Raw genomic sequence first — 25,908 nt, 5'->3', positions numbered from 1 at the left:
ACGAGGCGGACAGCAAGAACAAACTAAGAACTGGAACCGGCCACCGCCCCCAGCAGCGCGGCCATGCGGAAGGGCTTCTCCAGAAAGGCGAAACCGCGCTCCGCGACACCTTCCCCCACCGCCCGCTCGGCGTAGCCGGACGCCAGCACGACGCTCATCGCGGGCAGCCGTTCCCGCAGCATCTCGGCCAAGGTAAAGCCGTCCATCTCCCCCGGCATGGTGATGTCGGTGACGAGGACATCCGGCGCGAAACCGCCCTCCACAGCCTCCAACGCCGTCTCGGCATCCTCGGCCTCCTGCACCTCATGCCCAGCCGCCTTCAGCGCATGGGCGGCGAGGCGGCGCAGCGGCGCCTCGTCCTCCACCAGCAGCACGCGGCGCGGCCCGCTGGACCTGGCCGCGACGGACGGCGGTGCCGGCGCGGCCTCGGCCGTCGCCCCCACCTCGGGGAACCAGAGATGGAAGGTGGTCCCCTCCCCCAGCCGCGTCGCCACCGTCACATGCCCACCCGACTGCCGTAGGATGCCGAGCACGGTTGGCAGGCCGAGCCCCGTCCCGCCCGTATCGCGGCGCGTGGTGAAGAAGGGCTCGAAGATACGCGGCAGGTCGGTCGGCGTGATGCCGCGCCCGGCATCGGCGACGGAGAGCACCACCCAATCCCCCGCCGGCACCACCGCCCCCGGTGCCACGAGGTCGTCGTCGAGGTGCCGCGTCTCGACCGCGATGCGGATGCGGCCTCCGGCCGGCATGGCGTCGCGCGCATTCACCACCAGGTTCAGCAGCACCTGGTCGAGCTGCGAGGCATCGACCCGCACCAGCGGTCCAGGTGCTGGCGGCGGCGCGTATTCCGGCACGTGCCGCCCGCCCAGCAGCCGGCGCAGCAGGGGCAGCATCGCCTCCACCACGCCCGAGAGCGGAACCACGCGCGGGGCCAGTGCCTGCCGGCTGGCGAAGGCGAGGAGCTGCTTCACCAACCGGGCCCCGCGCGCCGCGCTGTCGAGGATCTGGCGCAGATCCTCGACTGTCGCGGCATCGGGGTGGCGGGCCAGCGCGGATTCCGCCGCCCCCGAGATGGCGGCGAGCAGGTTGTTGAAATCGTGTGCCACGCCGCCGGCCAGGCGCCCGACCGATTGCAGCCGCGCGCCTTCCTCCATCTGCGCCTGCATGCGGCGGCGCGCGGTAACGTCGGCGACGCGCAGCAGCGCGCCCGGCTCGCCACGCAGGGGGCGGCAGGTGACCTCGACCTGGGAATCCTCGGGCAGGGAGGGATCGGCCAGGCGCGCCAGCACCACGGGCGGCGCCGGCGGCCCGGCCAGGGCGGCGCGAATGGCCTCGGCAACCCCTTCAGCCGTGTCGGCGGCGAACAGGCAGGCGGCGGCACGACCATGCTGGGGGCCTGGCCCGTCGCCGCACAGCCGCCCCAGCGCGGCATTGGCGAAGCGGATCCGGCCCTCCGTGTCCAGCACGGCAAGACCCACCGCATCCTCGGCCTCGAACAGCTTGCGGAAGGCTGCCTCGTCCGGCACCCGCCTACGTGATTGACTCACCCTGCCTGTCCTCGTCCGCCAAGCCGCCAGACATAGGCGATGATCTCGGCCACCGCCTGATAGTGCTCCGGCGGAATTTCCGTATCCAGTTCCAGCTTGAACAGCGCCCGCGCGAGCGGCGGGTTGGACACGATGGGCACGCCGGAATCCGTCGCGACCTCGCGGATGCGGGCGGCGACCTCGTCGGCGCCCTTGGCGACCAGGCGCGGCGCCGACTCGCCACCCTGCTCATAGGACAGGGCGACGGCGAAGTGCGTCGGGTTGGTGACGACGACGGCCGCCTTGGGCACCGCGGCCATCATGCGCGTGCGGGCGCGCTGCTGGCGGATCTGGCGCTGGCGGGCCTTCACATGCGGGTCGCCCTCGCTTTCCTTCATCTCGTCCTTCTGGTCCTGGCGGGACATGCGCAGCTTGCGCAGGTGGCGCTGATGGACCAGCAGCCAGTCGGCCGCGGCGATGAGGGCGAAGGCGAGCAGCGCCGCGGCCGCAAGATCCCAGGCCGCCTGCCCCATCTGCCCGAGCAGCACGCCCGCCGGCATCACCAGCAGCCGCGGCAACGCGGCCGGGTCGCCGATCGCGTACCACAGCGCGGCACCCACCAGGCCGAGCTTCAGCAGCGTGCGCAGAAATTCGATGACGCCGTCCATCCCGAGGATGCGCTTCAGCGCCGACGCCGGATTGAGGCGCGAGAGCTGCGGCACCAGCCCCTTCCCCGAAATGAGGAAGCGCGTCTGCAACAGGGTCGCCACCACCGCGCCGGTCGCCGCCAGGGCCGCGACCGGCAGCGCGACCATCAGGCCGAGCCGGGCCATGGCGACGGCGGCCTCGATCGGCGGGATCTCGTGCGCGCGCCCCATGGCGCCGCGGAAGCCCTGCACCATTTGCCCGCCCAGCGGCACGGCGACGATCAGCCCGAGCAGGCCGCCCCCGAGCGCGCCCAGCCCGGAGAGCTCCTTGGACAGCGCGACCTGCCCTTCCTCGCGCGCCTTTTCGAGGCGCCGGGGCGATGCGGCTTCTGTCTTGTCCTCGGCATCGGCGTCGTCCTCGCCCGCCATGGGTCAGCGCAGACCCGGCAGGGCGAGGAAGGCGTCGCGCGCCGCTTCCTCGAAGGCGCCGAGCAGCGCCGGCATGATCAGGCCGAGTAGCGCGAGCCCGGCCAGCACTTGGCCGGGCACGGCGATGAAATAGACCTGCACCTGCGGCGCGATGCGCGTCAGCAGGCCGAGCGCGACATTGATGACGACCGCCGCCAGCACGAAGGGCGCGGCGAGGCGGAGCGCCAGCGCGAGGCTGTCGGCCGCCGCGCCGGCCATAGCCTCCGCGCCCGCACCGGCAGGAAAGCCCTCGCCCACCGGCAGCACGCCGTAGGATTCGACCAGGGCCCGCAGGGGAATGACATAGAGCCCGCTGCCCAGGATCAGGACCGCCGCGGCGAGCGCCAGCAGCCGCCCCGTCGCCGTGCCCTGCCCGCCCAGTTCCGGGTCCGGCACCAACGCCTGGGCGAGGCCAAGCAGCAGCGCGATCGCCTGCCCCGCCACCGCCATCGCCATGACCACCAGCCGCGCCAGCCCGCCGAGCCAGAGGCCGATGACGACCTCAAGGCCAATCAGCCGCGCCGATTCCCCCACGGCATCCGGTGCTTCCGGCAGATTGGGCGCGAGCACCGGCATCATCAGCAGCGTCACCGCGAGGCCGAACCCGAGACGCACCGGCGCCGGCACCTCGGCCTCCCCGAGCCCCGGCAGCACCATCACGGCGGCACCGAGCCGTGCAAAGACCAGCACGGCCTGGAAGGCCAGCGCGGGCAGCGTGGCGAGGAAGCCCGCCTCGTCCATCAGCCCCTCTGGCCCAGATCCACCATGGCCTGGAACAGCCCGCCGGCGTAGCCGCGCAGCACGCCGATGAAAAAGGGCCCGAGCACCAGCAGCGCACCGGCCAGGACCACCACCTTGGGCAGGAAGGCGAGCGTCGCCTCATTCACCTGCGTCAGCGCCTGGAGCAGGGCAATGACGAGGCCGACTGCCAGCATCAGGACCAACAGCGGCCCGCCGATCTGCAGCGAGATCCAAAGCGCCTCACGCGCTGCGAGCGCTGTCTCGTTCATGACCGCGATCTTCCCAGGCCGGGCATGGCTTGCGATCCTTCAGATCGGCATCCGCATGACGTCCTGATAGGCGGCGACGACGCGGTCGCGCACCGCCACGGCGGTCTGCAAGGTGACCTCGGCGCGCCCCACGGCGAGCACCACATCGGTGACGCTGCCCTGCCCCGCCAGCGCGCTGGTCGAGGCCGCATCGGCCTGGTGGCCGACATCGACGGCCTGTTCCATCGCGCGGGTCAGCGCCGCCCCGAAACCCGCCCCGCCGGACGCCGCCTGGGGCAATGCGTCCGCGACGCGATAGGCGGCCGCGACCCCGGCGGCGGCGAGCGGCGGCGGCATCAGCGCAGCGCCTCGATGGTGCGGGTCAGCATGCCGCGGGTGACTTCGAGGACCTGGAGATTGGCGGCGTAGGAACGCTGTGCCTCCCGCATGTCCATCGTCTCCATCATGCTGTCGACATTCGGCGTGCGGACATAGCCGCGCGCATCGGCGGCCGGGTGGGACGGGTCGTAGCGCAGCGGGAAGTCGCCCTGCTGCGTGCCGACGCGCGAAACGCGCACCGTCTCGGCGCCGAGTTCGCGATCCATGCGGTTGCGGAAGGTGACCGTCTTGCGGCGGTATGGGTCGGCGCCCTGCGTGCTGCCGGTGCTGTCCCGGTTGGCGAGGTTTTCCGCCACCACCCGTAGCCGCGTGGCCTGGGCCTGCATGCCGGCGGCCGAAATGCGCAGCGCGCGATCGAGGTCCATGCCCCTGCCCCCTTACTGGTTGCGCCCGATCGCGGTGCGGAACAGCCCGAGGTATCGGCGGTGCAGCCCCACCGCGAGAGCGTGCGCGGTTTCGGTATCGGCGATGCGCATGGCCTCGCGGTCGAGGGCGACGCCGTTGCCGTCGATGCTGCGTTCCAGCGGATGCCGTTCCCGCTGTACGCGGCCGTCATGGCGTGGCGCGAGGTGACGCGGATCGGTCCGCGCCATCACGCCCTGCGCCCCGGCCAGCGCCTGCGCGAAGGGTTGCAGGTCCGAGGCGCGGTAGCCCGGCGTATCGGCATTGGCGACGTTCTGCGACAGCACGCGCTGGCGCGCATCCAGCCAGCGGATGCGGGCCTCGGCGAGCGCGATCGGGCCGGTGCGGGTCGGGTCCATGCCGCATTCCGTGGCATGGGGCCGGCGAAGGATCAGTTAACGGCGCCGACAACCAGCCGGTAACCAGCCGCGGTGTTGGATGCGGTGATGGACGACACCGGCATCGCAGAGGCTCGCCAGACCGCCGCACTCCTCGCCGCCATCGAGGCGATGGAGGCGACGCTCGCCGTCGCCGAAGCGCTGGTCGTCGAACGCCGCCGCATCGACCTCGAAGGGCTCGAAGCGGAGGTCGAGCGACTTTGCATGGCCTGTCTTGCCGTGCCGGCCCGTTCGGCGCCGACGGTGCGCGGGCGGCTCGGCGGGCTGCTCGTGCAGGTCGATCGCCTGCAGGGCGCGCTGACCCCGTCCTGACGTCCCCCTCCCCGAACCGCCGGCAGGAGGCCGCGGCATGACCATCGACCCCACAAGCTGGATCGCCGCCGCCGGCGCGCTCGCCGCGGTGATCGCGCTGATCCTGCTGGTCGGCAGGCTGGCGCGGCGCGCCGGTCTCGCCCCACAATCCGGCGCCCGGCTGCGCGTCGAGGAGACGGTCGCTCTGGATACCCGGCGCCGGCTGGTGCTGGTGCGGTGCGATGGGCGGTCCCTGCTGCTGCTGACGGGCGGGACGCAGGACCAGGTGGTCGGCTGGCTGCCGGAAGGAGGCGCGTGATGCGCGACGCCTCTTCGCCAGCGGCGCCCGGCGCCAAGGGGGGCTTGGCTCCGGCCTTCCCGGTCGCCCTGATGCGTCCGCTGTTGCCGTTGGAGGGGATCTGCCCCTCCAAACCACCCCGCCAACGGCCCGGGGCCTTTGGAAACCGTCACTTGGCACCTTGCACCACGGTCAGAATGAGGGCCGAGACCCGCTCTTGCGCACAGCAGGCGTTGGGCGGGAGTGGCATGCACGCCGCGCCCGGCACCAAGTGCCGGCAGTCCAGGCCACACTGTGGCCTGGCGGGGTGGTCCGGAGGGGCGGCGCCCCTCCGGCTCCGTCCCAGCAGAATTGTCGGAGCCATCGGGAAGGCCATGCGGCCTTTGCCGGGGTGGCTCGGGGGGGCGATCCCTTTCTACCTCCTGGTCCTCGCCATCCTGCTCCTGCCCGGGACCGCCTTCGCGCAATCCGTCGCCATCGACCTCGGCCAGACCGGCCAGCCCGGTGCGACCGCGCGGCTGGTGCAGCTCACCGCGCTGATCGGCATGCTGTCGCTCGCGCCGTCGCTGCTGGTGATGGCAACGGCCTTCGCACGCATCGTCATCGTGCTGGCACTGCTGCGCAGTGCGATCGGTGCGCAGGGCATTCCGCCCAATCCGGTGATCGTCGGCCTCTCACTGTTCCTGACCTTCTTCGTCATGCAGCCGGTCTTCGAGGCATCCTGGACCCAGGGCATCGTGCCAATGACCGAGGGGCGGATCGGAGAGATCGCCGGCCTCGAAGCGGCGGCGGAGCCCTTCCGCCGCTTCATGGCGGCCAATGTGCGGGACGACGATCTCAGCCACTTCATCGAGCTCGCGAACCTGCCGCAGCCGGACAGCGCGGAGGCGGCGCCCTACCGCGCCCTGGTGCCGGCCTTCATGGTCAGCGAGCTGCGCCGAGGCTTTGAGATCGGCTTCCTGCTGTTCCTGCCCTTCCTCGTCATCGACATGGTCGTGGCCTCGGTGCTCATGTCGCTCGGCATGATGATGCTGCCGCCCTCGGTGGTGGCGCTGCCCTTCAAGCTCATCTTCTTCGTGCTGGTAGATGGGTGGCGGCTGGTCTCGGCGTCCCTGGTCCAGGGTTTCGTCGGCATGTGACGTGCGGGACGGCGGACAGCGCCGATCCATGCCACAATCAGCGATGTCCGGAGGAAGGGTCGTCGCCATGCGGATCGCTCTCATCTGCCTGCTGGCGCTGCTGTCGCTGCCGGCTGCCGCGCAGCGATCCCAGCCCTGGGAAGGCATCTGCCAAAGCCCCCAAGGCACGGCCACCGCACCCGGCCAGGCCGGTTCCGGCCGCACAGCGGCACTCTGGGCCGAATGGATACGCTTCCGTGGCCTTGGCACGCTGCGCATCGAGCGCGACCTGACGCAGCAGACCTCGAACGCGCGGGCCACGCTGAAGATCAACCTGCGTCAGCCCGAGGGCGTCGACGAGAAGGACTGGCGCGCCACGTTCTTCGCCGCCATCGCCTATCCCGCCGCCTCCGGCCTGCTGCCCCCGCAGGACGCCGCGCCCATCCTCGCCATGGTGCATCCGCCGACGCCCGAGGCGGGCATCACGCCGCTGCGCGTCGAATTCACTCCACCCGAGACGTGGTGGCGCTCCACCTGGCAGGTCGCGGTCATCGCCTGCATCCCCAACCCGCCAAGCCCGGAGCCCTCGGCCTTCGGTATCACCGAAGTCACGGTCTCCAGCTACTACCTTTCGGTGGTGATCGGGATCGGGGCGGCGGCGCTGCTCTATCTCGTCATCGCCTTCACGGCGTTGCGGGTGCATGGCCAGCAGCTCGAAACCCAGGCGGTGAGGCAGCGGGGTGAAGGGCGTCGCGCCTCACCCGCCTTCTGGCGTGCGCTGAACCCGGTGGTGATCTGTCAGGACGCCTTCGGCGCGGCGAGCCTGTCACGCTTCCAGGTGCTGCTGTTCACGCTGACCGTCGTGGGCGTCTATGCCTATGTCTTCGCGCGGACAGGGTATCTGTCGGCGCTGTCGAGCACGGTGCTGATGCTCCTCGGCATCACCCTCGCCGGTTCGACCCTCGCCGGCATCGCCGAGGGCCAGCCACTGTCCACGGCGAACCGCGTGTGGCTGATGGCGACGGGCATCCTCGATACGCGCCAGCGCACGCCGCGCTGGGAGGACCTGCTCGGGGCCGAAGGCGAGGTGGACGTGACGCGCGTGCAGGCTCTCGCCTTCAGCGTCTTCGCCGCGGTTGCACTGGTGGTGAACGGGGCGACGGACCTCGAGAATTTCGCCATCCCCGATCAGCTCAACACGCTGATCGGCATCAGCCAGGCGGTCTATGTCGCGGGCAAGGCCTTGCCGCGGGAAGCGGCGAAGCGACTGAACGACGAAGTCCGCGCGCTGCGGGACGCCGAACAGGCCGTGCTGCGCAATCCGGGCGACGAGCCGGGCCGGCTGGAATTCGACAGGCTGCGCGCGGCCCTCTACGGCTCGCTGGCCGATGTCTTTGGCGAGCGGTTCAAGCCGGAGCGCCTGCGGACGCTGCAGCCGGGGATGATTGCGCCGCCGCCTCCGGCCTAGAGCAGATCCTGTCAGGATGGACTCATCCGGGCAGGTGAACGGAAGTTCGCCGGAAATGCTCTAGCGGCGCCGCACGGAAGACCATGACGCTCCGCGCCGGCCGCGCGGCGGGCATCCGGGATGCCCATGCGTGGCGGGACGTCCCGACCGGCACCGGCGACGTGGACCAATGCAGCCCTCGCGCCGGTCACCCGGCACGTCAACCGCCCTGCGGCAGGTGCTCCGCGATATAGGGCGGCAGGTGAAAGGCGCCGACATGGATCTCCGGCGTCCAGTAGCGTGTCGTGCCGAGTATGCCGGCAGCGTCCGCCCGCCTGCGGATTTCCTCGACCGGCACGGCGCGGCAGCCGGCATCCTTGCCCGACCAGCCCAGCGTCATGAAGCCGCCGACATAGGTCGGCACGGCCGCCAGATAGGCCCAGATGTCCGGGAAGGCCTTGCCGCGGCGGATCGACGTCTCGCGCAGTTCATCCGCCTGCATCGCCGGCACGCCGCACTGGTTCACGATCAGCCCGCGCGGCGTCAGCAGACGCGCGCAATTCGCGTAGAACTCGTCGGTGAACAGGACCTCGCCGACACCGATCGGATCGGTGCTGTCCACGATCACCACGTCGAAGGACGCATCCGGCGCGTTGCGAACATAGTCGATGCCGTCCGCGACCAGCACCTGCGCGCGAGGGTCGTTCCACGCATCGCCGGCGATGCCGGGCAGGAATTCCTTGGCGAGTCGGATCACCTCGCCGTCGATCTCGACCATCACGGCGCGCTCGACGCCCTTGTGCTGCAACACGCGCCGCAGCACGCCGCCATCGCCGGCACCGATGATCAGGACGTTCTTCGCCGCGCCATGCGCGAGCAACGGCACATGCGCGATCATCTCCTGATAGGAGAATTCATCGGCCTCGGTGATCTGCACCACGCCGTCGAGCATCATGACGCGGCCATGCGTCTCGCTCTCGAAGATCATGATGTCCTGGAAAGCGGACGTCACGCGGGCGAGTTCGCGCTTCACGCGGAAGCGCTGGCCCCAGGCTTCGTACAGCGTCTCGTTCACCCAGAGATCGAAGGCCATGTGCAGCATTCCCCATGGTCAAACAAAGGGGCCGGACGCTGCCGCCCGGCCCCGTTTCAGATCGCCCTGGCCGAGCGCGTCAGCCGATCAGGCCGCGCTTGTGCTCGGAAAGCTGCACGCGCTCCGGCAGGAAGCCACGCTTCAGGGCCGGGATCGCCTTGTACGGATCGCATTCGCCGCAGACGAAGATGTCGAGCGCGGCGTAGTCACGCTCCGGCCAGGAATGGATCGAGACATGGCTTTCGGCCAGCACCAGCACGCCCGACACACCGCCATTGGGCGAGAAGTGGTGGAAATGCCCATGCAGGATGGTCGCGCCCGTGGCGAGCGCGGCCTCACGCAGCGTCGCATCGATATGGTCGGGATCGTCGAGATTCGTCGCGCCCCACAGATCGATGATCAGATGCGTGCCGGCGTAGCGAATGCCATTACGCGCAATAAAGTAGTCCTTCTCGGGTGTCGCCGAGCAGTTATCGTCGGTGTTCCGGGTGTCGCTCGGCAGATCCGAGACCATCCCCGGTTGGACGAGAGCATCCATGTTAAGGGCTCCTTCCAGCCAGCAGATGACCAGGGCGATCGGGGAAGTCCGATCATTTGGGTCAACGGCCGCGCGATATGCGGCAAGGGGTCCGGGGGTGCAAGTGAAATTGCGCCGATCGGACCGGAAAAATTGCAGAACTCCCCCCCGGGGGACGCGCATCTCAGCGCGCAACCTGCACGCCTGTCCGCAAGGCATCCAGCCGCGTGGGCAGAAGCCGCATCATGCCGAGTTCCCGCTGCAGGCGCGGCAGGTCGGCGACGCCGCGCAGCGGATCGGAGGTGAGCACGCTGAAAGCCTCGGCGAGCGGTCCACCTTCCATGCGCGCGCCCTGCGCCGCGCGCAGCGTGGCGAGGCCCGGTTCGTCGCCGGCAAGCGCAAGATACGCCGCGGTGCGCGCGATGGCGGCGCGATCCTCAGCGCCCAGCGGCGCCGGTGCGGCAGGCAGGGTGGCGGCGAGATGAACGCCCATCGCGGCCGCCGCGCCGGCCCAATCCTGCGCCTCGGCGCGCAGCTCCGCACGCGCCGCGGCGCCCGGCGCGCCGAGTGTCGCGAGCAGCGCATCCGCCTCGCCGCGCGCACCTCGGCGCGCCAGCGCGCGTGCGCGCAACAGCGTGCGTCGCGTCGCCAGCGCGGATTCAAGCGCATCCGATTCGCTGTCATCGAGTGCGGCGAGCGTGCCCGCGGCATCACCTTCGGCGGCACGCAGTGCGGCGAGCCGCGCACCGATCGCCGCGCGTGCCGCGCCCGGTTCGGCCGAGGTCATGGCGCGCCGCAACAGCGCCGCGGCGCGGTCCGGCAGATCGAGGCCCGCCAGCCGGTCGGCGAGAACCTGTATGGCGGTCTCTCCGCGCCGACCGGCCGGAAGCATGTCCGGATTCGTATCGAACAGGGTGGCCGCGACCAGCGGCGGCGCGGTTTCCAGGGCCGCGGCGAAGGCGTCCTGCAGATCGGGCCGCAGCGTGGCGGCCTGATCGGGGAACAGCCGCCCGGTCTCATCGAGAAGGGTGAAGGCCTGGACACCTTGCCCCGCCGCAACACGCAGCGCGGCGATGCGGCGGCGCAGCGCGATATCCTCCGCCCCGCCGCGCCAGGCAAAGAGGGATTGCTCCAGCGCCTCGGCCGCCCCGGCCTGGTCGATGGCGCCGGCGGCGAGGCGCAGCTCCGCCGCGCGGCGCATCGCCACCGCGCGCTGGCGGCGGTCGCGGCCGGCGATCAATGTGGCATAGGCCGCGATGGCGGCGTCGCGATCACCCTGCACCTCGAGCACCATGGCGCGGGCGAGGCCAAGGCCCGCCGCCTCCCCCGCCTGGGCTATCAGGGCAGCGGCCGCGGCGGGCTCCCCGCCCTGCGCCAGCGCCTCGGCGGCCATGGGCAGGCTGCGTTCGCGCAGGGCCTCCGGATAGCTCAGCAGCAGCGGTGCGGCAGCGAGCAGCGCCGTTGCGGCAGGTTCGCCGCGCGCGAGGCCGAACAGTGCCCGCCACAGCGCCACCTCGTCGCGCGCCGGCAGGCGCGGATCGTCGATGCCACGCGCATCGGCGACGCGCCCGGACAGCAGCGCCGCCACGCCGTGGGCGAGCAGCAGGCGCGGATCCTCGCGCGACTGGGGATCCTCCTGGAAGGCGATGGCCGCCATGGCCTGCGCCTCCTGCGGCATGCCGAGCGCCAACAGCGTTTCCGCCGCATCGCGGCGCGCCGGCCCGCGCGACAGCGGCGGCGCGGCCTGCACGGCGAGCAGCAGGTTGCGCAGCCGTTCAAGCAGGGTCGGTACCGGGCCGTCCGGCATCTCCAGCACCCGCGTCATGGCGCGGGCCGCGGCCGGCGTCTCGCGCCCCGCCGGCGTCCCCAGGCCGAGCGGGTCCCCGCCCGCCGTCTGCAAGGCGAAGCGGTCCTCAGTCGTCGGCCGCAGCACCAGCCGGTCGGAGCGCGCGAGGATGGCGGTGCCCAGCATGGTCGGCAGCAGGTCGAATTCCGGCAGGCGTCGCGCCACCAGCACGGCCGGGCCGGGCCGGCGCAAGGTGCCGACCAGCAGGGTCTCCCCCGTCGCCGGGTCGGTCAGGGTCACGGAGCCGCCGGGTGCGCCGCCCTGCAACAGCAGCCGCGCCGGCGGGCCGGGATCGGGATCGGTGCGCAGGATGGCGGCATCGGCGGGCATGGCGTCGCGCACCGCCTCCAGCACCCAGGCCTCGCCATCGCGCCGCGCCGACAGGCGCGCCGGCGCCGGCAGAGGCAGGCGCAGGGCGGTGGCTTCCCCGGCCGGCAGGATCTCAAGGCCACCAAAGACCGGATGGCCGCGCAGGGGGGCAAGGTCGATCTCGACCGGCCGATCGAGCACCACATGGACCCAGTCCCCCCGCCGGAAGACCGCGAGACCGGCATCGGCCCCGGCATCCAGCGCGAAGGCCGGCGGCGCGCCGCTGCGCAGCCGCAGGCGGGAGGGACCCGGCAGCGCCACGGGGATCGGCGCAGCGGCCGGGGCCGGAGCCGACACGCGCGCGGACGGAACCGGGGGTGCGGCGGGCGCCGCCGGGGCCGCAGGCACCGGCACGGCCGCCGGCGCCGGGCGCGCGGCCAACGGGGCCGGTTCGGCTGGGCGGGGCGGCGGTTCGGCGCGCGGTGCCGGCGCGGCGTTGCGCGGGGCGCGCGCCGGACGCGCCTCGGCGGTGGCCGCCGGTGCGGCGCGTTCCGCATCGCGCACATCCAGCACGATGCGGTTGTCCAGGCGGAAATGCCGTGGCCGCGCACCCGGTGCGATGCGGATGACGATCGCGGCGCCATCCTGCTCCACCGCGATAATGTTGCGCGGCGGACGGCGCGCGGCGGACAGATCGATCCGGGCCGGCGCGTCGAAGCGGATGACCAGGCGGCCCTCCCCTTCCTCGACGCGATAGCCGACCCGCGACGGCCAATCGAAAACCAGGCGGCCGAGATCGGAATGCGTGCCGACCCGCATCGCCACGCGCGGCGCCTCCTGCCCCCGTGCGGCGGGGGCCAGGACCATCAGCGCGAGCAGCAGCAGTGTCGGCAGGCGCATCAGTCGAAACTCGCCAGCAGGCGGTCAATCTCTTCCTGCGAGGTGCCACCGCCGGGCAGTTGCGGCCCGTGCGCCAGTTCCTGCCCCTCGGTGCGCGGCACCGCCGGCGCGGCGGGCGCGGGCGCGACGCGGCCGGCAGCATTGGCGACGGCAGCCTCGACCCGGGATTCGATCGCCTTCAGCGCAGAGACCACCTTGCTGATCCGCTGGCCGGTGATGTCCTGGAAGGAGCATGCCTCGTAGATCCGCGTCACCGCGCCCTGCAGAGCGGTCGAGGCCGGCTCGGGCACCTCGGTCTGGAGGCGTTCCAGCACCTCGCAACTGTCGAGGATCTCGTTCGTCGCCTCGGCCGTATGGCCGACGATGGCGTCGAGTTCATCGGTCGCGGAGGGGATATGCGCGCCGGTGATGTCGTCCACCGACAGCGCCGCGATCTCGGCCTTCGCCCGGGCGATGGTGCGGCCCAAAGCCTCGAGCTCGGCGAGCAGCGCCGCCTCGCGTGCCGTGAGGTCGCCGGCCATGGAACCGAGCACCGCGCGCACCGCGGCCTCGATGCGATCGTCGTCTGACGTGCCGGGGGTTCCGTCAGGCATGGACCATCACCTTCTCGATCTTCTCCTTCAGCGTCTCGGCGTTGAAGGGCTTGACGATGTAGTTGGACACGCCCGCCTGCTTGGCAGCGACCACGTTCTCCGTCTTGCTCTCGGCGGTGATCATGATGAAGGGCAGGTTCTTCAGCTTCGCGTCGGCCCGGACCTCCTTCAGCAGGTCGAGCCCCGTCATCGGCGCCATGTTCCAGTCGCTGATGACCAGGCCGAAATTGCCGGCGCGCAGCTTGGCCAGCGCCTCCTGCCCGTCCGTCGCCTCATCGACATTGTTGAAGTCGAGCTGCTTCAACAGGTTGCGGATGATCCGCAACATGGTCCGGTAGTCGTCCACGATCAGGACGTTGATGTTCCGATCCATCGGTGGTGTTCGCCTCCTGCCAGGGGTCCGTCGTCAATCCGCCGCGTTGCGCTGCGCGCGGTGCCGCGCGAGCTCGGCCGTCACCGTCCGCGCCTTTTCAGGGCGCATCGCCCCGATCACGGGCGCGGCCTTGCGCTCATTCATGCGGTCGAGGATCTCGACCAGCACGGGGAGTTCGAGGTCGTCGAAGATCGCCGCCGCATCGCGCGGTCGCATCGCCTCATAGGTGCGCACCAGGCCGCGCCAGCCGGCTTCCTCGCGATCCGTGCGGGCGCGATCGAGGGATTCCAGACGCTGCTGGAGCGCGGTCAGTTCCTCGACGCGACGGGCGAGACGCTGTTCGGCGGCCTGGATCATGACCTGCTGCGCCGCCACGGCCTGCTCGCGCGCCTCGATGTCGGCACGGCGGGCGCGGAGCTGCTCCAGCAGCGCGCGCTCCGCCTGGGCGGCCGGATCGGGCGGCGCCGGCGGCGCGACGGGCGTGGCCGCGGGGGCGGCAGCGGGCCGCGACGCGGGTGCCGGTGCCGGCGCGGGATCGGAGGCCTGCGCGGGCGCCACGACGGCCAGGGACGGTGCACGCAGCGCGACCAGCAGCGTCTCCGCCTTCACCAGGAACAGGCCGCCCATGGCGAGAATCGCCGCGGGCACCAGGCGCGGGCGCGGCAGGGCCATCATCGCGCCGTCCGTGCGGCGCCGAGGCTAATGGCGCGCAGCAGGTCGCGCTCGGCCTGGCTTTGCAGCGGCGCGGGCTCGGCGCGCGGCGCGTCGTTCGTCAGCGGGCGGCCGGCGCGCACCAGCCCTTCCAGGCGGTCGGCCAACGCCTCCGCGCGTTCGATCAGGTAGCGCAGATCGTCGCGCAGAGGTTCGGCCGTCGCGGTGCGTTCGGCGACCTGCCGACCCGCCAGTTCCGCCGAGGCGCGCAGCCGCACCATCGCCGCCTCGGCCATGCGCGCAGCCTCGCCCAGGCCCTGGGCGCTGCTGTCGAGCGCGGAGCGATCGCGCCGGATCTCCCGCAGCGCGCGTTCCAGCCGCAGCGCGAAGGGAATGGCGGCCGCCAGCATCAGCAGCAATACCAGTTGCAGCACCCATTCGAGCGGCGTCATGCGGCAATCCCTCCCGCGGCGCGGCCGCGTTCCAGTTCGCGCGAGATGCGCACGGCCAGCCGCTGGTCCTGGCGGCCGAGCTCAGCCTCGAAGAGCGGCACCTCCCCGCAGCGCAGCCGCACCGGCGCGCCGGGCGCGACGCCAAGCGCGATGCGGTCGCCCACCTTCAGGTCGATCACGGTGGAGAGCGGCAACACCTGCTCATCCAGCACCACGTCGAGCGCGACCTCGGTGGAGCGCAGCTCCTCGGCGAGGTGGGTTTCCCAGATGCTGTCGCGGCCGAACTTCTCGCCCATGAATTGCTGGAGCAGCAGCTCGCGCACCGGTTCCAGCGTCGCATAGGGCAGCAGCAATTCGAGCTTGCCGCCGCGATCCTCCATGTCGATGCGTAGCCGCACGAGCACGCAGGCATTGGAGGGCCGCGAGATGGCGGCGAAGCGGGGATTCACCTCCAGCCGCTCGAAGCCGAAGACGACCGGGCAGAGCGGTTCGAAGGCCGCGGTCAGGTCTTCGAGCACCACGCCGATCAGGCGCTCGACCAGGGTGCGTTCGATGGTGGTGTAGGGGCGGCCCTCGATGCGCATCGCCGCGGTGCCGCGCCGCCCGCCCAGCAGCACGTCCACCACGGAATAGATCAACGCGGAATCAACGACGATCAACCCGTAGTTGTCCCATTGCTCGGCGCGTGTGACGCCGAGCATCGCCGGCAGCGGGATCGAGTTCAGGTAGTCCGCGAAGCGCAGCGAGACGATGCCGTCGATCGACACCTCGACATTGTCCGAGGTGAAGTTGCGCAGCGTCGTCGACATCAGGCGCACCATGCGGTCGAAGACGATCTCCAGCATGGGCAGGCGTTCATAGGACACCAGCCCGGAGGAGATGATCTTCTGGATCCCGCTCTCCTCGCCGCCCTCGCCCCCCTTGCTGTCGAAGCCGAGCAGGCTGTCGATCTCGGCCTGGTTCAGCACGCGGGTGGCATCGGGCGGCGGCGCGGCCTCGGCGGGCTCGCCGCCGCCGGTGCCTTCCTCCTCGAGCGCCGCGCCCCAGGCTGCGGCGAGATCGTCGTCCTCCGAGGAGCCACTCATTGGACGAGCATCTCGAGGAACAGCACGTCGGTGACGCGCGGTGCGGGTTGGGTGCTGCCCGGCGGCGGGGCGACGGCGATGTTGGCGCGCGCGATCAGCTCCTCCCGCAGGCGCTGGGTACCGGCGGAACCGCGCAACTCCTCGGGGCGCATCTCCCGCAGATGGGTCTGGAACAGGTCGAGCAGCCGCGGCATCGCGGTCTGGATCGCCGCGGCATCCTCGGCGCGCGTGATCTCGAGCTTGCTGCGCAGCTTCACATAGACGGGGCGGCGGCCGGAGGCGTTCAGGTTGGTGATGATGTCCGGCATCTCGAAGAAGACGGGTGGGCGTGGCGCCTCGGCCTGCGGCTGTTCGCCGTGTCCGGCCGCCGCGTCATGCGCGCCCATGCCGAGCAGCTTCGGCAGGATACCGCTGAACCACAGCCCCGCCCCGATCCCGGCCAGGAGCAGCGGCAGGACGATGAGGATCAGCTTCTTCCTGCCCCCGCCGCCCTTGCCTTCCGCTGCGTCAATCGCCTCGGCCGCTGCTGCCGTTGCCATGCCATGCCTCCTGCATCCGGGCAGCATCCCTCAGCGCCGTTAAGGAAGACTTGCAGAGGCCCGTGCTGCCGGGTGCCGGGGCCAGCCCTGCCGCCTCCCGGCAGCAAATGCCGGCGGAAACCCGTCCCGGGGCTGGCACGCCGGTTGCGCCAGCGGTCGCGGGAACGGAGAGCACCACATGGACGGCCCCGGCTACATCATCCTGTCGCGCCTGGCGTTGCAGAGCCGCGCCACCGAGGTGCTGGCGCACAACGTCGCCAATGCCGACACGCCCGGCTTCCGCGCCATGCGGCCGGTATTCGCGGAATTCGTCTCGCGCCAGACCGGAACGGAAACGCCGACTGGCGGCCGCAACGTCGCCTTCGTTCAGGACCGCGCCACCTGGCGCGAGATGGAGGCCGGCCCGTTGCAGAGCACCGGCAATCCGCTCGATGTCGCGATCAGCGGCGAAGGCTTCTTCGCGGTCGAGACCCCGCGCGGCGAGCGCTTCACCCGCGCCGGCCGCTTCACCATCGGCGATGGCGGCAGGATCGTGGACATGGAGGGCAACCCGGTGCTGAGCGACCAGCAGCAGCCCATCGCCGTGTCCCCCAACGACACGCGCATCACCATACAGGGCGACGGCGCCATCCGCAGCGAGAACGGCACGCTCGGCCGGCTGCGCGTAGTGAACTTCGCCAATCCGCAATCCCTGCGCGCCGAGGGCGACCGCAACTTCGACGCCGGGGGCGAGCAGCCCCAGCCGATCGAACGCCCCACGGTCGTCCAGGGGTCACTGGAGGGCAGCAATGTCCGCCCGATCCTGGAAATGACGCGCCTGACCGCGGAGCTCCGCGAATTCCAATACGCCGCCCAATTCGCCGAGCGCGAGGGCGAGCGCCTGTCCACCGCGGTCGAGCGCATCCTGCGCCGCCGGTCCTAGAGCGTGATTGGTTCACCTTCGTTCACCAATCACGCTCCAGCCTCTTGTTTGATCGCGTGATTCAGACCTCCGGTGCATTCGCACCTGCGGCCATCACGCTCATAAGGATCCGCCCCAATGCGATCGCTGCACACCGCCGCCACGGGCATGCAGGCCCAGCAGAACAATGTCGAGGTCATCTCGAACAACATCGCGAACCTGTCGACCACCGGCTACAAGCGGCGGCGCGCGGAATTCCAGGACCTCGTCTACCAGAACCTGCGGCGCACCGGGTCGCAATCCGCCGATACCGGGACGGTGCTGCCCTCGGGCGCGCAGATCGGCCTCGGCGTGCGCACGGCGGCGGTGTACCGGATCAGCGAGCAGGGCAACCTGCAGCAGACCGAGAACCGCTTCGACCTCGCCATCCGCGGCAATGGCTACTTCCAGATCCAGCTTCCTTCGGGCGAGACCGCCTATACGCGCGACGGCACCTTCGGGCTGAGCGCGGAGGGCACCATCGTCACGGCCGAAGGCTTCATCGTGAATCCCGGCATCACCATCCCGGCCAATGCGCGCGATGTGACCATCAACGCGAATGGCGAGGTGCTGGCGAAGATCGACGGCCAGACCCAGCCGCAGAATGTCGGGCAGATCCAGCTCGCCATCTTCGCCAATGAAGGCGGGCTGGAGGCGGTGGGCGACAACCTGTTCCTCGCCACGCCGGCATCCGGCGAGGCGCAGCAGGGATCGCCCGGCGCGGTCGGCTACGGCCAGACCATGCAGGGCTTCATCGAGACCTCCAACGTCAACGTCGTGCAGGAGATCACCGCGCTGATCACGGCGCAGCGCGCCTATGAGATGAACTCCCGCGTCATCACCGCCTCCGACGAGATGCTCTCCACCCTGACGAGGCTCCGCTGATGCGCCGGCGTGGCCTGTTCCTGCTGCCGCTGCTCGCCGCGCCGGCGCGCGCGCAGGGAGTTCCGCCGGCGCCGAAGCCGCTCGTCCTCGTCGAGGACCCGGTGCTGCGGCTCGGCGACCTGTTCGACAATCCCGGCGATCTCGGCACGGCGACGATCGGCGCGGCGCCGGCGCCGGGGCGGCGCTTCATGCTCGATGCCGCGCAGCTTTCGGCCATTGCGCGGCGACATGGCCTGGCCTGGCGGCCGCTCTCCGGCGAGGAGCGCAGCATCGTCGAACGCCCCGGCCGTCCCTTCCCGCGCGAGGAGGTGGAAAGCCTGCTGCGGGAAGAACTGGTGCGCCTCGGCATGGACCCGGAGGCCGAGCTCGAACTGCCGGGCTTCGCCCCGCCCGCCGTGCCGCTCGCCGCGCTGCCGCAGGCCATGGTGGAAGCGGCGCATTACGAGCCGAGCACGCGGCGCTTCGCGGCAACGCTGGTGGTCGCCGCGGATGGCATGGCGACCTGGCGCGGGCGCATCGCCGGCCGCGCGCTGACCACCGTGCCGGTGGTGGTGGCGACGCGCCGCCTGGCCGTGGGCGACATCGTCAGCCCTGGCGATCTGCGCGAGATCCGCATGCGATCCGAACGCGTGCGTCCCGGCACCGCACAGCGCGCGGAGCAGGTGCGCGGCAAGCAGCTCCGGCGCCCGATCGCGGCGGAGCTGCCCTTCATGACGGCGGACCTCACGGCGCCGTCGATCGTCGCCAAGAACCAGATGGTGCTGATGATTCTCGAAGGGCCCGGCCTGTCGCTGACCGCGCAGGGCCGCGCCATGGACAGCGCGGCGCGCGGCGAGCGCATCCCGGTGATGAACCTGCTCTCCCGCAGCGTCGTCGAGGCCGAGGCGATCGGGCCGGGCCGGGTGCGCGTGATGATCGGCAGCGTGCCCCTCCAGAGCGCGCGGAGGTGAAGACCATGCGCAGGCTGCTGCTGATGATGATGCCGCTCGCGACCATCGCCTGTTCGGGGGCGGAGCGGCTGTCCCGCCTGGGCGACCCGCCCGAGATGGCGAGCGTAACCAACCCAACCTCGGACCCGCGCTGGCGGCCGGTGTCCATGCCCATGCCGAACCCGCAGGACCCGCCGCTCGCCAACAATTCCTTGTGGCGGCCGGGCAGCCGGACCTTCCTGCGCGACCAGCGCGCCGCGACGGTGGGCGACCTGGTCACCGTGCTGGTCTCGGTCGCCGACGAGGCCGAGCTGGAGAACCGCACCATCCGGTCGCGCGACAACAGCGAGGGGATGGGCATTCCGCAGATGCTCGGCCTGCAGGCCTCCTATGGTCGGCTGTTCCCCGCGGGCATCGACCCGTCGCGGCTGGTCGAGGCCAATTCCACCAGCGGCGTGAACGGCACCGGCCAGATCCGACGCAATGAGACGGTGACGCTGCGCGTCGCCGCGACCGTGACGCAGGTGCTGCCGAACGGGAACCTGGTGCTGATGGGCCGGCAGCAGATGCGGGTGAACAGTGAGCTGCGCGACCTCACGATCGGCGGCGTGATCCGCCCGCAGGACATCGCCTCCGACAACACGATCCGGCATGATCGGCTGGCCGAGGCGCGCATCTCCTATGGCGGGCGCGGCACGATCAGTGACGTGCAGCGGCCGCGCACCGGGCAGGAGCTGCTCGACATCATCCTGCCGTTCTGACGCGGCCGCGCGCGGGGCGCGGCTGCGCAAAGCGGATACTGGCTGCGGCGCCTGGATTGCGCCGCGGTCCGTCGTTTCGGAGCCTTGCGGCGTCGTCACCGATCCGGAGAAGCACGATGACCGTAAGCTCCCTGTTGCGCGGCAGCGTCGCCCTGGGCGCGCTGCTCGGCCTTGCCGCCTGCGGCGGTTCCTCGGCGCCGCCGCCGGTCGCCACGCCCGCGGTGGTGCAGCCCGTCACGCCGCCGGCGGCGCCCAATGTCGCCGACCTTCAGGGCGCGCGGGCATCCTCTGGCGAGAGCGAGATGCAGCAGCGCGGCTTCGCCGTGGCCCGCCAACGCGGACTGACCGCGTATTGGTGGCATGCGGCGTCCGGCACCTGCGTGCGCACCGTCACGTCAAATGGCCGCTACAGCACGGTGAACGGCGTCGCGGCGCCGAATTGCGGTCACTGAGGGGCGCCGCACGAGGGAAGGACATCGGATCAGGCCCCCCGATGGGGGCTGGTGGAGAGGGGCAACGCCCCTCTCCGGTTCCGCCTCACTCCGCCGCGTGCGGCGTCGCCACCGGCAGGCTGGCGTTCACCGGAATCCCGAGCATCAATCCGAGATTCTGCACCGCCGCCCCCGACGCGCCCTTGCCGAGGTTGTCGAAGCGCGCGACCAGCACCGCCTGGCCCAGCGCCGCATCCCCGAAGACCCGGATCTCGAGCCCGTTGGTGCCGTTCAGCGCCTGCGGCTCGATCTTGCCGTTGCCCTCGGCGGGCACGACGCGGACGTATTCGCTGCCGGCATAGCGCGCGGCGAGCAATGCCTCGATCTCCGCCGGCGTCACACGCTTCTCCAGCATGTCGAGATGCAGCGGAATCGCGTCCAGCATGCCCTGCGCATAATCCGCGACGGCCGGGACGAAAATCGGCCGGCGCGACAGCAGGGAGTACTTCTGCAGTTCCGGCAGGTGCTTGTGATGCAGGCCGAGGCCATACATCTCGAAATCCGGCGCCGTGCGGGCCTCATAGGCCGCGACCATGGACTTGCCGCCGCCGGTGTAGCCCGACACGGCATTGACCGTGATGGGATGGTCGGCGGCCATGATCCCGGCCTCGACCAGCGGACGCAGCATCAGGATCGCGCCGGTCGGGTAGCAGCCCGGATTGGACACGTTCTGCGCCGCCGCGATCGCCGCCGGCTGATCCGGCGTCAGCTCCGCCAGGCCGTAGGCCCAGGTCGGATCGACGCGATGCGCGGTCGAGGCATCGAGCAGCTTCGGCGCCTTGGCGCCCAGCGAAGCGGCCAGCGCCGCGCTTTCCTTCGCCGCGTCGTCAGGCAGGCAGAGGATGACGAGGTCCACCTCCTCCATCATCTCGCGGCGCGCCCCGGCGTCCTTTCGGCGGTCGGGCGCGATCGAACGCAGGGCGACATGCGGGTTCGCCGCCAGCCGCTCGCGGATCTGCAGGCCGGTCGTGCCGGCCTCGCCGTCGATGAACACCGTGGGGGTCTTGGCCATGGGATATGGACCTCCGTTGCGTGGATAGTGTGCCGCGAAAAGCGGCCCGAAATGCAAGAGGGGCGGACCCTCGCGGATCCACCCCATCTGCATGACAGTCCTGCGTAGGCGGGACCGGCGCGTGACGCCGATCCGCCGGCGTCAGCGCTTGCTGAACTGGAAGGAACGTCGCGCCTTCGCCTTGCCGTACTTCTTGCGCTCCACGACGCGGGGGTCGCGGGTCAGGAAGCCGGCCTTCTTGAGGATCGCGCGCAGCTCGGGCTCGTAGTTGCAGAGCGCACGGGAGATGCCGTGGCGCACCGCGCCGGCCTGGCCGGACAGGCCACCGCCGACCACCGAGCACACCACGTCGAACTGCTGGTAGCGGTCGGCCACCAGGAAGGGCTGGGTGATCAGCATGCGCAGCACAGGACGCGCGAAGTACTTCGACTGCGTCCTGCCGTTGATCTCGATGCTGCCCTTGCCGGGCTTCACCCAGACGCGGGCCACGGCGTCCTTACGGCGACCGGTGGCATAGGCGCGGCCCTGGGCGTCACGCTTGGGTTCGCGCTTGATCGCGGCCTCGGGCGCCGCCGGGGTGCCGGCGACGAGCTCCTTGAGGTCCGCGAGGGTACGGGTCTCGCTCATGGACTCAGGCCGCCTTCTTCACGAGAACGGAGTTCTTCCGGTTGAGCGCCGCGACGTCCAGCGCCTCGGGCGTCTGGCCGGCATGCGGGTGCTCGGCACCGGCATAGACATGCAGGTTGCGCATCTGGGCGCGGCCGAGGGGGCCACGGGTGATCATGCGCTCGACCGCCTTCTCGATGACCCGCTCGGGGTACTTGCTCTCGAGGCGCTCGCGCACGGTGCGCTGCTTGATGCCGCCGGCGTAGCCGGTGTGCCAGTAGAACACCTTCTGCTCCGCCTTCGCACCGGTCACGCGGACCTTGCGGGCATTGATGATGACGACATGGTCGCCGCAATCCACATGCGGGGTGAACTGCGCCTTGTGCTTGCCGCGGAGCCGGTTGGCCACCAGGGTCGCGAGGCGGCCGAGCACGAGCCCGTCCGCATCGATCAACACCCAGGCCTTCTTCACATCCGCCGGCTTCAGCGAGGTGGTCTGTCTCGTGAGCATCGGTGTTCCAAGGGTATGACTGGAGAAGTGGCGGGGCTTATCGCGGCATGCGGCCGGAAAGTCAAGCACAGCCTGCGATTGATCGAGGCGGTATCCCGCTACCGCAATCCCCTGCCCCGATGCGCAACCCGGATCAAACCGGCTTGGCTATGGTGCCGCCGCGGCGGAGGAGGCCGCGCCCATGTACAGCCACACCACGCTTGGCACCAACGACATCCGCCGTGCCGTTGCCTTCTACGACCCGCTGCTGGCCAAGCTGGGGGTGACGCGGCAGGAATCGGACCTGGAGCGCGGCTATGCCGGCTATGCCGCAGGACCGGATACGACACCGCAATTCTGGATCCTTCGCCCGATCAACCGCGAGGACGCCACGGTCGGCAACGGCGTGACCATCGCCTTCGAAGCCCCCGACCGCGCCACCGTGGACCGCTTCCACGCCACCGCCCTGGCCCATGGCGGCACGGATGAAGGCGCCCCGGGCCTGCGCCCGCACTACCACCCCGACTATTACGGTGCTTATCTGCGCGACCCTGACGGCAACAAGCTGTGCTGCGTGTGCCACCGCCCTCAGTCCTTACGCTAGCGCTGCTTCCGATCGAACGGCATCAGCCTGCATCGACTGCCCGTCCGGGTCGCATCCCATCGCGTGGTGTAGGACAGATTGTGCTTGGTGGATTGCTGCCGCTCCACCGGGAGTGCAAAGCAATCCAGTCACCGTTGCCTTGGAGGTCGTCCCTCTCGGGCCGGAATGGTTGGCGCAGTCCTCATCCCCCTTTCAAAGCGCCTGAAGGCGTGGGAGATCATCTCTCGTCCGGCACGTACTGCGCGCCATCCTGCTCCAGCACCGGAATTCCAGATGCAGATCTTGTTGAATCACAATCAAATCGAGTGGCTGGCTCGTCGGCGGATCTTTTTCTCGAAACACCCAATGGGCCTGCGCTTCAAGCAGGGAGATCGTGTTAACTTCCTTGCCGAGGCATCGGCAGAACCATACTGCGGGATACTGATCGGCCTGAATCTTCCTTGCATCGGAAGCTTCTCATACTCCTGGTCTCCACTTCCACTTGATATATCCATAGGAAGATATTGTTCTATAGCGGCCGGCCTGCAGATTCCCGGCCCTCGACATACACTGGATTATGTGTCCACTTCTTCCTTTATGTACGATAAGACGTTTTCTATTCTTAGATCTCACTGCGACGATATCGGAATTTCTTTTACAAATCAGCAACCGAACCCGCAGAAGGCATCCCCTGTGATTGGCCATGATGTCTGGATCGGTGCGAACGCGACCATCATGCCGGGCGTCAGGATTGGTGATGGGGCGGTCATCGCTGCGGGCGCCGTAGTCACAAAGGACGTATCGCCCTATGCGGTCGTCGGTGGAAATCCAGCCAAATTGTTACGATTTCGTTTCGCCGAAGCCCATATCGATAGGCTTCTGACACTCCGCTGGTGGCGGTACAGCTTCACGGACTTCAACGATCTTCATCTCGACGACGTGGAACGCTTCATCGGCGAACTCGAGAATCGCTCCGCCACCTTGAAGGAGTTCGCGCCCGAGCGGGTAAAGTTCAGGGAACTCATGACTATCCCGCCGAATCCGGATAGCCGTGGGAATCATTGATGGAATTCGAATCCACAGCGACCACGCACTTGGTGGGGGGAACATAAGGCATGGATGGTGCAAGCTCTTCCGGTCGAAACGCGAGGCCAGGCCAAGCAGCCAGTCCGGTTGGCCTTGGCCGGAATGCCTCCAACTATGGCGACCCGGCCTTCGCATTGTATCTGCGCCGGTCCTTCGCGAAGTCGATGGGCTACAGCCAGGCGATGCTCGACAAGCCGGTGGTGGGCATCGCGGATACGGCGTCCGACTACAACAACTGCCACCGCACCATCCCCGAGCTGATCGAGGCGGTGAAGCGCGGCGTGCTCGCGGCCGGCGGCCTGCCAATGGCCTTCCCGACCATCAGCATCTGCGAACCGTCGCTGTCGCCCTGCTCAATGCACTACCGCAACCTGATGGCGCTCGACACCGAGACCATGCTGGCAAATCAGCCGATGGATGCCGCGGTGCTGGTGGGCGGCTGCGACAAGACCGTCCCGGCGCAGCTCATGGGCGCGATCTCCTCGGGCACGCCGTCCGTCATGCTGGTCGTCGGCCCGATGCTGGCCCAGGCCTTCGAGGGCGAGCGCCTGTCCGCCTGCACGGATTGCCGCCGCTACTGGGCGCGCTATCGCGCCGGGGAAGTGAGCGACGAGAAGATCAACACGCTGGAAGGCAAGCTTGCGACGACGGCCGGGACCTGCGGGGTGATGGGCACGGCCTCGACCATGGCCTGCCTGGCCTCGACGCTCGGCTTCATGCCGCTGGATGCAGCCTCTGCCCCGGCCGTGCATGCCGACCGGCTCCGTATCGCGGAGGAAGCCGGCGCCCAGGCCGTGCGGCTGATCCAGAATCCTGTCTCGCCGCTGTCGCTGATGACGCAGGGCAACCTCGACAACGCGGTGCGCGTGTTGCTGTCGCTGGGCGGGTCGACCAACGCCATCGTGCATCTCGCCGCCATCGCCGGCCGCGCCGGGCTATCGCTGGACCTCAAGCGGCTGGATGCGCTGTCGGAGGAAACCCCTGTCCTGGTGGACCTGAAGCCCACCGGCGAGGGCTATATGGAGGACTTCCACAGCGCCGGCGGCATGCGCGCCCTGCTGTGGGAGCTGCGCGACCTGCTCGACCTCTCGGCGAAGGATCTCGACGGCAGGACGCTGGAACAGCGCCTCGGCGACGGGTCGCATTTCGTCGACCGCCGCATCATCCGCGCCCGCGCCGAGCCGGTCTCCCCGGTCGGCGGCCTGGTCGCGCTGTTCGGGTCATTGGCGCCGGAAGGCGCGATCCTCAAGCGCAGCGCCGCGACGCCGTCGCTGTTCGAGACTGAAGCGCGCTGCCTCGTCTTCGACGGCCTCAAGGACCTGTCGGACCGCATCGACGACCCGGACCTCGACGTGACCCCGCAGGACATCCTGGTGCTGAAGGGTGCCGGGCCGCGTTCCCCCGCGGGCATGCCGGAAGCGGGCTATCTGCCCATTCCGAAGAAGCTCGCCCGCCAGGGCGTGAAGGACATGGTGCGGATGAGCGACTGCCGCATGTCCGGCACCGCCTTCGGTACCATCGTGCTGCACATTTCGCCCGAGGCCTCGGTCGGCGGTCCGCTGCAATTCGTCGAGACGGGCGACCGCATCCGGCTTTCGGTGAAGAACCGCTCGCTCGACCTGCTGGTGGACGAGGCGACGCTGGCGCAGCGCCGCGCCGCCTGGACCCCGGCGCCGGCGCCAAAGCGCGGCTGGGACAAGCTGGTCTACGACCAGGTGACCCAGGCACCGCAGGGCGCCGATCTCGCCTTCCTGCGCGCGGAGCCTTGATCGCGCGCAGCGACG

30 protein-coding genes and 1 pseudogene are annotated in these 25,908 nt (G+C 70.2%); 12 read left to right on the top strand and 19 right to left on the bottom strand.

Translation table 11 applies throughout. The features are described from left to right. Positions 1–23 precede the first annotated feature (23 nt). The 7 genes from KPL78_RS05555 to KPL78_RS05525 are packed head-to-tail and all read right to left on the bottom strand — an operon-like array spanning position 24 to position 4,790. Positions 24–1,547 carry an ATP-binding protein gene (locus tag KPL78_RS05555; protein ID WP_219761931.1) on the bottom strand — a complete coding sequence of 508 codons (1,524 nt, stop codon included), beginning with the start codon at positions 1,545–1,547 and terminating at the stop codon, positions 24–26. Further along, positions 1,544–2,602 carry an EscU/YscU/HrcU family type III secretion system export apparatus switch protein gene (locus KPL78_RS05550; RefSeq protein WP_219761930.1) on the bottom strand — a complete coding sequence of 353 codons (1,059 nt, stop codon included), beginning with the start codon at positions 2,600–2,602 and terminating at the stop codon, positions 1,544–1,546. The genes KPL78_RS05555 and KPL78_RS05550 overlap by 4 nt, the downstream gene beginning before the upstream one ends. Positions 2,603–2,605: 3 nt before the next feature. Continuing rightward, positions 2,606–3,382, bottom strand: a complete 777-nt coding sequence (fliR, locus tag KPL78_RS05545) for a flagellar biosynthetic protein FliR (protein ID WP_219761929.1) — start codon at positions 3,380–3,382, stop codon at positions 2,606–2,608. Then, on the bottom strand, positions 3,382–3,651 hold the full coding sequence (locus KPL78_RS05540; RefSeq protein ID WP_219761928.1) for a flagellar biosynthetic protein FliQ: 270 nt from the start codon (positions 3,649–3,651) through the stop codon (positions 3,382–3,384). The genes fliR and KPL78_RS05540 overlap by 1 nt, the downstream gene beginning before the upstream one ends. Positions 3,652–3,690: 39 nt before the next feature. Then, positions 3,691–3,987, bottom strand: a complete 297-nt coding sequence (fliE, locus tag KPL78_RS05535) for a flagellar hook-basal body complex protein FliE (RefSeq protein WP_219761927.1) — start codon at positions 3,985–3,987, stop codon at positions 3,691–3,693. Then, positions 3,987–4,394: a flagellar basal body rod protein FlgC gene (gene flgC, locus KPL78_RS05530; RefSeq protein WP_219761926.1), complete on the bottom strand. Its 408-nt coding sequence runs from the start codon at positions 4,392–4,394 to the stop codon at positions 3,987–3,989. Before flgC ends, fliE begins: the two co-directional genes overlap by 1 nt. A 12-nt stretch (positions 4,395–4,406) precedes the next feature. Beyond that, positions 4,407–4,790 (bottom strand): flagellar basal body rod protein FlgB, encoded by a 384-nt coding sequence (locus KPL78_RS05525; protein ID WP_219761925.1) that lies wholly within the window; start codon positions 4,788–4,790, stop codon positions 4,407–4,409. 87 nt (positions 4,791–4,877) lie between these two features. Here KPL78_RS05525 and KPL78_RS05520 point away from each other — a divergent pair, with 87 nt between their 5' ends. The 4 genes from KPL78_RS05520 (at position 4,878) to KPL78_RS05505 (ending at position 8,004) form a co-directional block, all read left to right on the top strand. Continuing rightward, positions 4,878–5,141, top strand: a complete 264-nt coding sequence (locus KPL78_RS05520; RefSeq protein WP_219761924.1) for a hypothetical protein — start codon at positions 4,878–4,880, stop codon at positions 5,139–5,141. Positions 5,142–5,178: 37 nt separating this feature from the next. Next, positions 5,179–5,439, top strand: coding sequence for a flagellar biosynthetic protein FliO (locus tag KPL78_RS05515; RefSeq protein WP_219761923.1), 261 nt, complete (start codon positions 5,179–5,181; stop codon positions 5,437–5,439). A gap of 353 nt (positions 5,440–5,792) precedes the next feature. Next, on the top strand, positions 5,793–6,557 hold the full coding sequence (gene fliP, locus KPL78_RS05510) for a flagellar type III secretion system pore protein FliP (RefSeq protein WP_219761922.1): 765 nt from the start codon (positions 5,793–5,795) through the stop codon (positions 6,555–6,557). A gap of 67 nt (positions 6,558–6,624) precedes the next feature. Further along, complete coding sequence (locus KPL78_RS05505; protein WP_219761921.1) at positions 6,625–8,004, top strand: hypothetical protein; 1,380 nt, start codon at positions 6,625–6,627, stop codon at positions 8,002–8,004. 199 nt (positions 8,005–8,203) lie between these two features. Here the strand turns inward: KPL78_RS05505 and speE are convergent, their stop codons facing one another. The 9 genes from speE to KPL78_RS05460 all read right to left on the bottom strand — a co-directional run bounded on the left by speE (position 8,204) and on the right by KPL78_RS05460 (position 16,341). Then, positions 8,204–9,076 carry a polyamine aminopropyltransferase gene (gene speE / locus KPL78_RS05500; RefSeq protein WP_219761920.1) on the bottom strand — a complete coding sequence of 291 codons (873 nt, stop codon included), beginning with the start codon at positions 9,074–9,076 and terminating at the stop codon, positions 8,204–8,206. A 79-nt stretch (positions 9,077–9,155) separates the two neighbouring features. Beyond that, positions 9,156–9,614 (bottom strand): adenosylmethionine decarboxylase, encoded by a 459-nt coding sequence (gene speD, locus KPL78_RS05495; RefSeq protein WP_219761919.1) that lies wholly within the window; start codon positions 9,612–9,614, stop codon positions 9,156–9,158. A gap of 163 nt (positions 9,615–9,777) precedes the next feature. Next, positions 9,778–12,648: a hypothetical protein gene (locus tag KPL78_RS05490; RefSeq protein WP_219761918.1), complete on the bottom strand. Its 2,871-nt coding sequence runs from the start codon at positions 12,646–12,648 to the stop codon at positions 9,778–9,780. Then, positions 12,648–13,241: a protein phosphatase CheZ gene (locus tag KPL78_RS05485; RefSeq protein ID WP_219761917.1), complete on the bottom strand. Its 594-nt coding sequence runs from the start codon at positions 13,239–13,241 to the stop codon at positions 12,648–12,650. The genes KPL78_RS05490 and KPL78_RS05485 overlap by 1 nt, the downstream gene beginning before the upstream one ends. Beyond that, a complete protein-coding gene (locus KPL78_RS05480; RefSeq protein ID WP_219761916.1) occupies positions 13,234–13,614 on the bottom strand; it encodes a chemotaxis response regulator CheY in 381 nt (126 codons plus the stop codon). The genes KPL78_RS05485 and KPL78_RS05480 overlap by 8 nt, the downstream gene beginning before the upstream one ends. 33 nt (positions 13,615–13,647) lie before the next feature. Then, positions 13,648–14,289 carry a MotE family protein gene (locus KPL78_RS05475; RefSeq protein ID WP_219761915.1) on the bottom strand — a complete coding sequence of 214 codons (642 nt, stop codon included), beginning with the start codon at positions 14,287–14,289 and terminating at the stop codon, positions 13,648–13,650. Beyond that, a complete protein-coding gene (locus KPL78_RS05470) occupies positions 14,286–14,717 on the bottom strand; it encodes a DUF6468 domain-containing protein (RefSeq protein WP_219761914.1) in 432 nt (143 codons plus the stop codon). The genes KPL78_RS05475 and KPL78_RS05470 overlap by 4 nt, the downstream gene beginning before the upstream one ends. Continuing rightward, positions 14,714–15,802 carry a flagellar motor switch protein FliM gene (fliM, locus tag KPL78_RS05465; RefSeq protein WP_219761913.1) on the bottom strand — a complete coding sequence of 363 codons (1,089 nt, stop codon included), beginning with the start codon at positions 15,800–15,802 and terminating at the stop codon, positions 14,714–14,716. Before fliM ends, KPL78_RS05470 begins: the two co-directional genes overlap by 4 nt. Further along, a complete protein-coding gene (locus tag KPL78_RS05460) occupies positions 15,799–16,341 on the bottom strand; it encodes a flagellar basal body-associated FliL family protein (RefSeq protein ID WP_219761912.1) in 543 nt (180 codons plus the stop codon). Before KPL78_RS05460 ends, fliM begins: the two co-directional genes overlap by 4 nt. Before the next feature lie 178 nt (positions 16,342–16,519). Between KPL78_RS05460 and flgF the strand changes: the two genes are divergently transcribed. The 5 genes from flgF to KPL78_RS05435 all read left to right on the top strand — a co-directional run bounded on the left by flgF (position 16,520) and on the right by KPL78_RS05435 (position 20,308). Continuing rightward, a complete protein-coding gene (flgF, locus tag KPL78_RS05455; protein WP_219761911.1) occupies positions 16,520–17,263 on the top strand; it encodes a flagellar basal-body rod protein FlgF in 744 nt (247 codons plus the stop codon). A gap of 117 nt (positions 17,264–17,380) precedes the next feature. Then, the gene (gene flgG / locus KPL78_RS05450) at positions 17,381–18,166 is read left to right on the top strand and encodes a flagellar basal-body rod protein FlgG (RefSeq protein WP_219761910.1); all 786 of its coding nucleotides are present in this window, start codon (positions 17,381–17,383) and stop codon (positions 18,164–18,166) included. After that, a complete protein-coding gene (gene flgA / locus KPL78_RS05445; protein ID WP_219761909.1) occupies positions 18,166–19,116 on the top strand; it encodes a flagellar basal body P-ring formation chaperone FlgA in 951 nt (316 codons plus the stop codon). The genes flgG and flgA overlap by 1 nt, the downstream gene beginning before the upstream one ends. Before the next feature lie 5 nt (positions 19,117–19,121). Then, positions 19,122–19,856 (top strand): flagellar basal body L-ring protein FlgH, encoded by a 735-nt coding sequence (gene flgH, locus KPL78_RS05440; RefSeq protein ID WP_219761908.1) that lies wholly within the window; start codon positions 19,122–19,124, stop codon positions 19,854–19,856. 116 nt (positions 19,857–19,972) lie between these two features. After that, positions 19,973–20,308, top strand: coding sequence for a hypothetical protein (locus KPL78_RS05435; protein ID WP_219761907.1), 336 nt, complete (start codon positions 19,973–19,975; stop codon positions 20,306–20,308). Positions 20,309–20,393: 85 nt separating this feature from the next. Here KPL78_RS05435 and argC read toward each other — a convergent pair whose 3' ends face one another. The 3 genes from argC to rplM all read right to left on the bottom strand — a co-directional run bounded on the left by argC (position 20,394) and on the right by rplM (position 22,476). Then, a complete protein-coding gene (argC, locus tag KPL78_RS05430; protein ID WP_219761906.1) occupies positions 20,394–21,359 on the bottom strand; it encodes an N-acetyl-gamma-glutamyl-phosphate reductase in 966 nt (321 codons plus the stop codon). Positions 21,360–21,500: 141 nt separating this feature from the next. Continuing rightward, positions 21,501–21,986, bottom strand: a complete 486-nt coding sequence (gene rpsI / locus KPL78_RS05425; RefSeq protein WP_219761905.1) for a 30S ribosomal protein S9 — start codon at positions 21,984–21,986, stop codon at positions 21,501–21,503. Positions 21,987–21,990: 4 nt separating this feature from the next. Continuing rightward, positions 21,991–22,476 carry a 50S ribosomal protein L13 gene (gene rplM / locus KPL78_RS05420; protein ID WP_219761904.1) on the bottom strand — a complete coding sequence of 162 codons (486 nt, stop codon included), beginning with the start codon at positions 22,474–22,476 and terminating at the stop codon, positions 21,991–21,993. A gap of 181 nt (positions 22,477–22,657) precedes the next feature. Here rplM and KPL78_RS05415 point away from each other — a divergent pair, with 181 nt between their 5' ends. The 3 genes and pseudogenes from KPL78_RS05415 to KPL78_RS05405 all read left to right on the top strand — a co-directional run bounded on the left by KPL78_RS05415 (position 22,658) and on the right by KPL78_RS05405 (position 25,893). Then, positions 22,658–23,059: a VOC family protein gene (locus KPL78_RS05415; protein ID WP_219761903.1), complete on the top strand. Its 402-nt coding sequence runs from the start codon at positions 22,658–22,660 to the stop codon at positions 23,057–23,059. Positions 23,060–23,734: 675 nt separating this feature from the next. Then, positions 23,735–23,894, top strand: a pseudogene (locus KPL78_RS30980) (DapH/DapD/GlmU-related protein); the annotation flags it as partial. A gap of 259 nt (positions 23,895–24,153) precedes the next feature. Then, positions 24,154–25,893: a dihydroxy-acid dehydratase gene (locus KPL78_RS05405; RefSeq protein ID WP_219761902.1), complete on the top strand. Its 1,740-nt coding sequence runs from the start codon at positions 24,154–24,156 to the stop codon at positions 25,891–25,893. Positions 25,894–25,908 lie beyond the last annotated feature (15 nt).

The sequence above is a fragment of the Roseomonas alba genome, from assembly GCF_019430885.1.
Classification (GTDB): domain Bacteria; phylum Pseudomonadota; class Alphaproteobacteria; order Acetobacterales; family Acetobacteraceae; genus Neoroseomonas; species Neoroseomonas alba.
Note: the sequence above shows the minus strand (reverse complement) of the source record. Positions and strands in the feature narration are given on the sequence as shown.

Bases quoted from the DNA above. Each gene is read 5' to 3' on its own strand.
- flgF (WP_219761911.1), top strand. From the start codon at position 16,520: ATGGACGGCCCCGGCTACATCATCCTGTCGCGCCTGGCGTTGCAGAGC.
- KPL78_RS05490 (WP_219761918.1), bottom strand. From the start codon at position 12,648: ATGCGCCTGCCGACACTGCTGCTGCTCGCGCTGATGGTCCTGGCCCCC.
- speD (WP_219761919.1), bottom strand. From the start codon at position 9,614: ATGGATGCTCTCGTCCAACCGGGGATGGTCTCGGATCTGCCGAGCGAC.
- KPL78_RS05540 (WP_219761928.1), bottom strand. From the start codon at position 3,651: ATGAACGAGACAGCGCTCGCAGCGCGTGAGGCGCTTTGGATCTCGCTG.
- KPL78_RS05405 (WP_219761902.1), top strand. From the start codon at position 24,154: ATGGATGGTGCAAGCTCTTCCGGTCGAAACGCGAGGCCAGGCCAAGCA.
- fliR (WP_219761929.1), bottom strand. From the start codon at position 3,382: ATGGACGAGGCGGGCTTCCTCGCCACGCTGCCCGCGCTGGCCTTCCAG.
- KPL78_RS05460 (WP_219761912.1), bottom strand. From the start codon at position 16,341: ATGGCAACGGCAGCAGCGGCCGAGGCGATTGACGCAGCGGAAGGCAAG.
- KPL78_RS05515 (WP_219761923.1), top strand. From the start codon at position 5,179: ATGACCATCGACCCCACAAGCTGGATCGCCGCCGCCGGCGCGCTCGCC.
- fliP (WP_219761922.1), top strand. From the start codon at position 5,793: ATGCGGCCTTTGCCGGGGTGGCTCGGGGGGGCGATCCCTTTCTACCTC.
- rpsI (WP_219761905.1), bottom strand. From the start codon at position 21,986: ATGAGCGAGACCCGTACCCTCGCGGACCTCAAGGAGCTCGTCGCCGGC.
- KPL78_RS05520 (WP_219761924.1), top strand. From the start codon at position 4,878: ATGGACGACACCGGCATCGCAGAGGCTCGCCAGACCGCCGCACTCCTC.
- flgH (WP_219761908.1), top strand. From the start codon at position 19,122: ATGCGCAGGCTGCTGCTGATGATGATGCCGCTCGCGACCATCGCCTGT.
- fliE (WP_219761927.1), bottom strand. From the start codon at position 3,987: ATGCCGCCGCCGCTCGCCGCCGCCGGGGTCGCGGCCGCCTATCGCGTC.
- KPL78_RS05525 (WP_219761925.1), bottom strand. From the start codon at position 4,790: ATGGACCCGACCCGCACCGGCCCGATCGCGCTCGCCGAGGCCCGCATC.
- KPL78_RS05415 (WP_219761903.1), top strand. From the start codon at position 22,658: ATGTACAGCCACACCACGCTTGGCACCAACGACATCCGCCGTGCCGTT.
- KPL78_RS05485 (WP_219761917.1), bottom strand. From the start codon at position 13,241: ATGCCTGACGGAACCCCCGGCACGTCAGACGACGATCGCATCGAGGCC.
- KPL78_RS05550 (WP_219761930.1), bottom strand. From the start codon at position 2,602: ATGGCGGGCGAGGACGACGCCGATGCCGAGGACAAGACAGAAGCCGCA.
- KPL78_RS05480 (WP_219761916.1), bottom strand. From the start codon at position 13,614: ATGGATCGGAACATCAACGTCCTGATCGTGGACGACTACCGGACCATG.
- fliM (WP_219761913.1), bottom strand. From the start codon at position 15,802: ATGAGTGGCTCCTCGGAGGACGACGATCTCGCCGCAGCCTGGGGCGCG.
- flgA (WP_219761909.1), top strand. From the start codon at position 18,166: ATGCGCCGGCGTGGCCTGTTCCTGCTGCCGCTGCTCGCCGCGCCGGCG.
- speE (WP_219761920.1), bottom strand. From the start codon at position 9,076: ATGGCCTTCGATCTCTGGGTGAACGAGACGCTGTACGAAGCCTGGGGC.
- rplM (WP_219761904.1), bottom strand. From the start codon at position 22,476: ATGCTCACGAGACAGACCACCTCGCTGAAGCCGGCGGATGTGAAGAAG.
- KPL78_RS05475 (WP_219761915.1), bottom strand. From the start codon at position 14,289: ATGATGGCCCTGCCGCGCCCGCGCCTGGTGCCCGCGGCGATTCTCGCC.
- argC (WP_219761906.1), bottom strand. From the start codon at position 21,359: ATGGCCAAGACCCCCACGGTGTTCATCGACGGCGAGGCCGGCACGACC.
- flgG (WP_219761910.1), top strand. From the start codon at position 17,381: ATGCGATCGCTGCACACCGCCGCCACGGGCATGCAGGCCCAGCAGAAC.
- KPL78_RS05505 (WP_219761921.1), top strand. From the start codon at position 6,625: ATGCGGATCGCTCTCATCTGCCTGCTGGCGCTGCTGTCGCTGCCGGCT.
- KPL78_RS05470 (WP_219761914.1), bottom strand. From the start codon at position 14,717: ATGACGCCGCTCGAATGGGTGCTGCAACTGGTATTGCTGCTGATGCTG.
- flgC (WP_219761926.1), bottom strand. From the start codon at position 4,394: ATGGACCTCGATCGCGCGCTGCGCATTTCGGCCGCCGGCATGCAGGCC.
- KPL78_RS05435 (WP_219761907.1), top strand. From the start codon at position 19,973: ATGACCGTAAGCTCCCTGTTGCGCGGCAGCGTCGCCCTGGGCGCGCTG.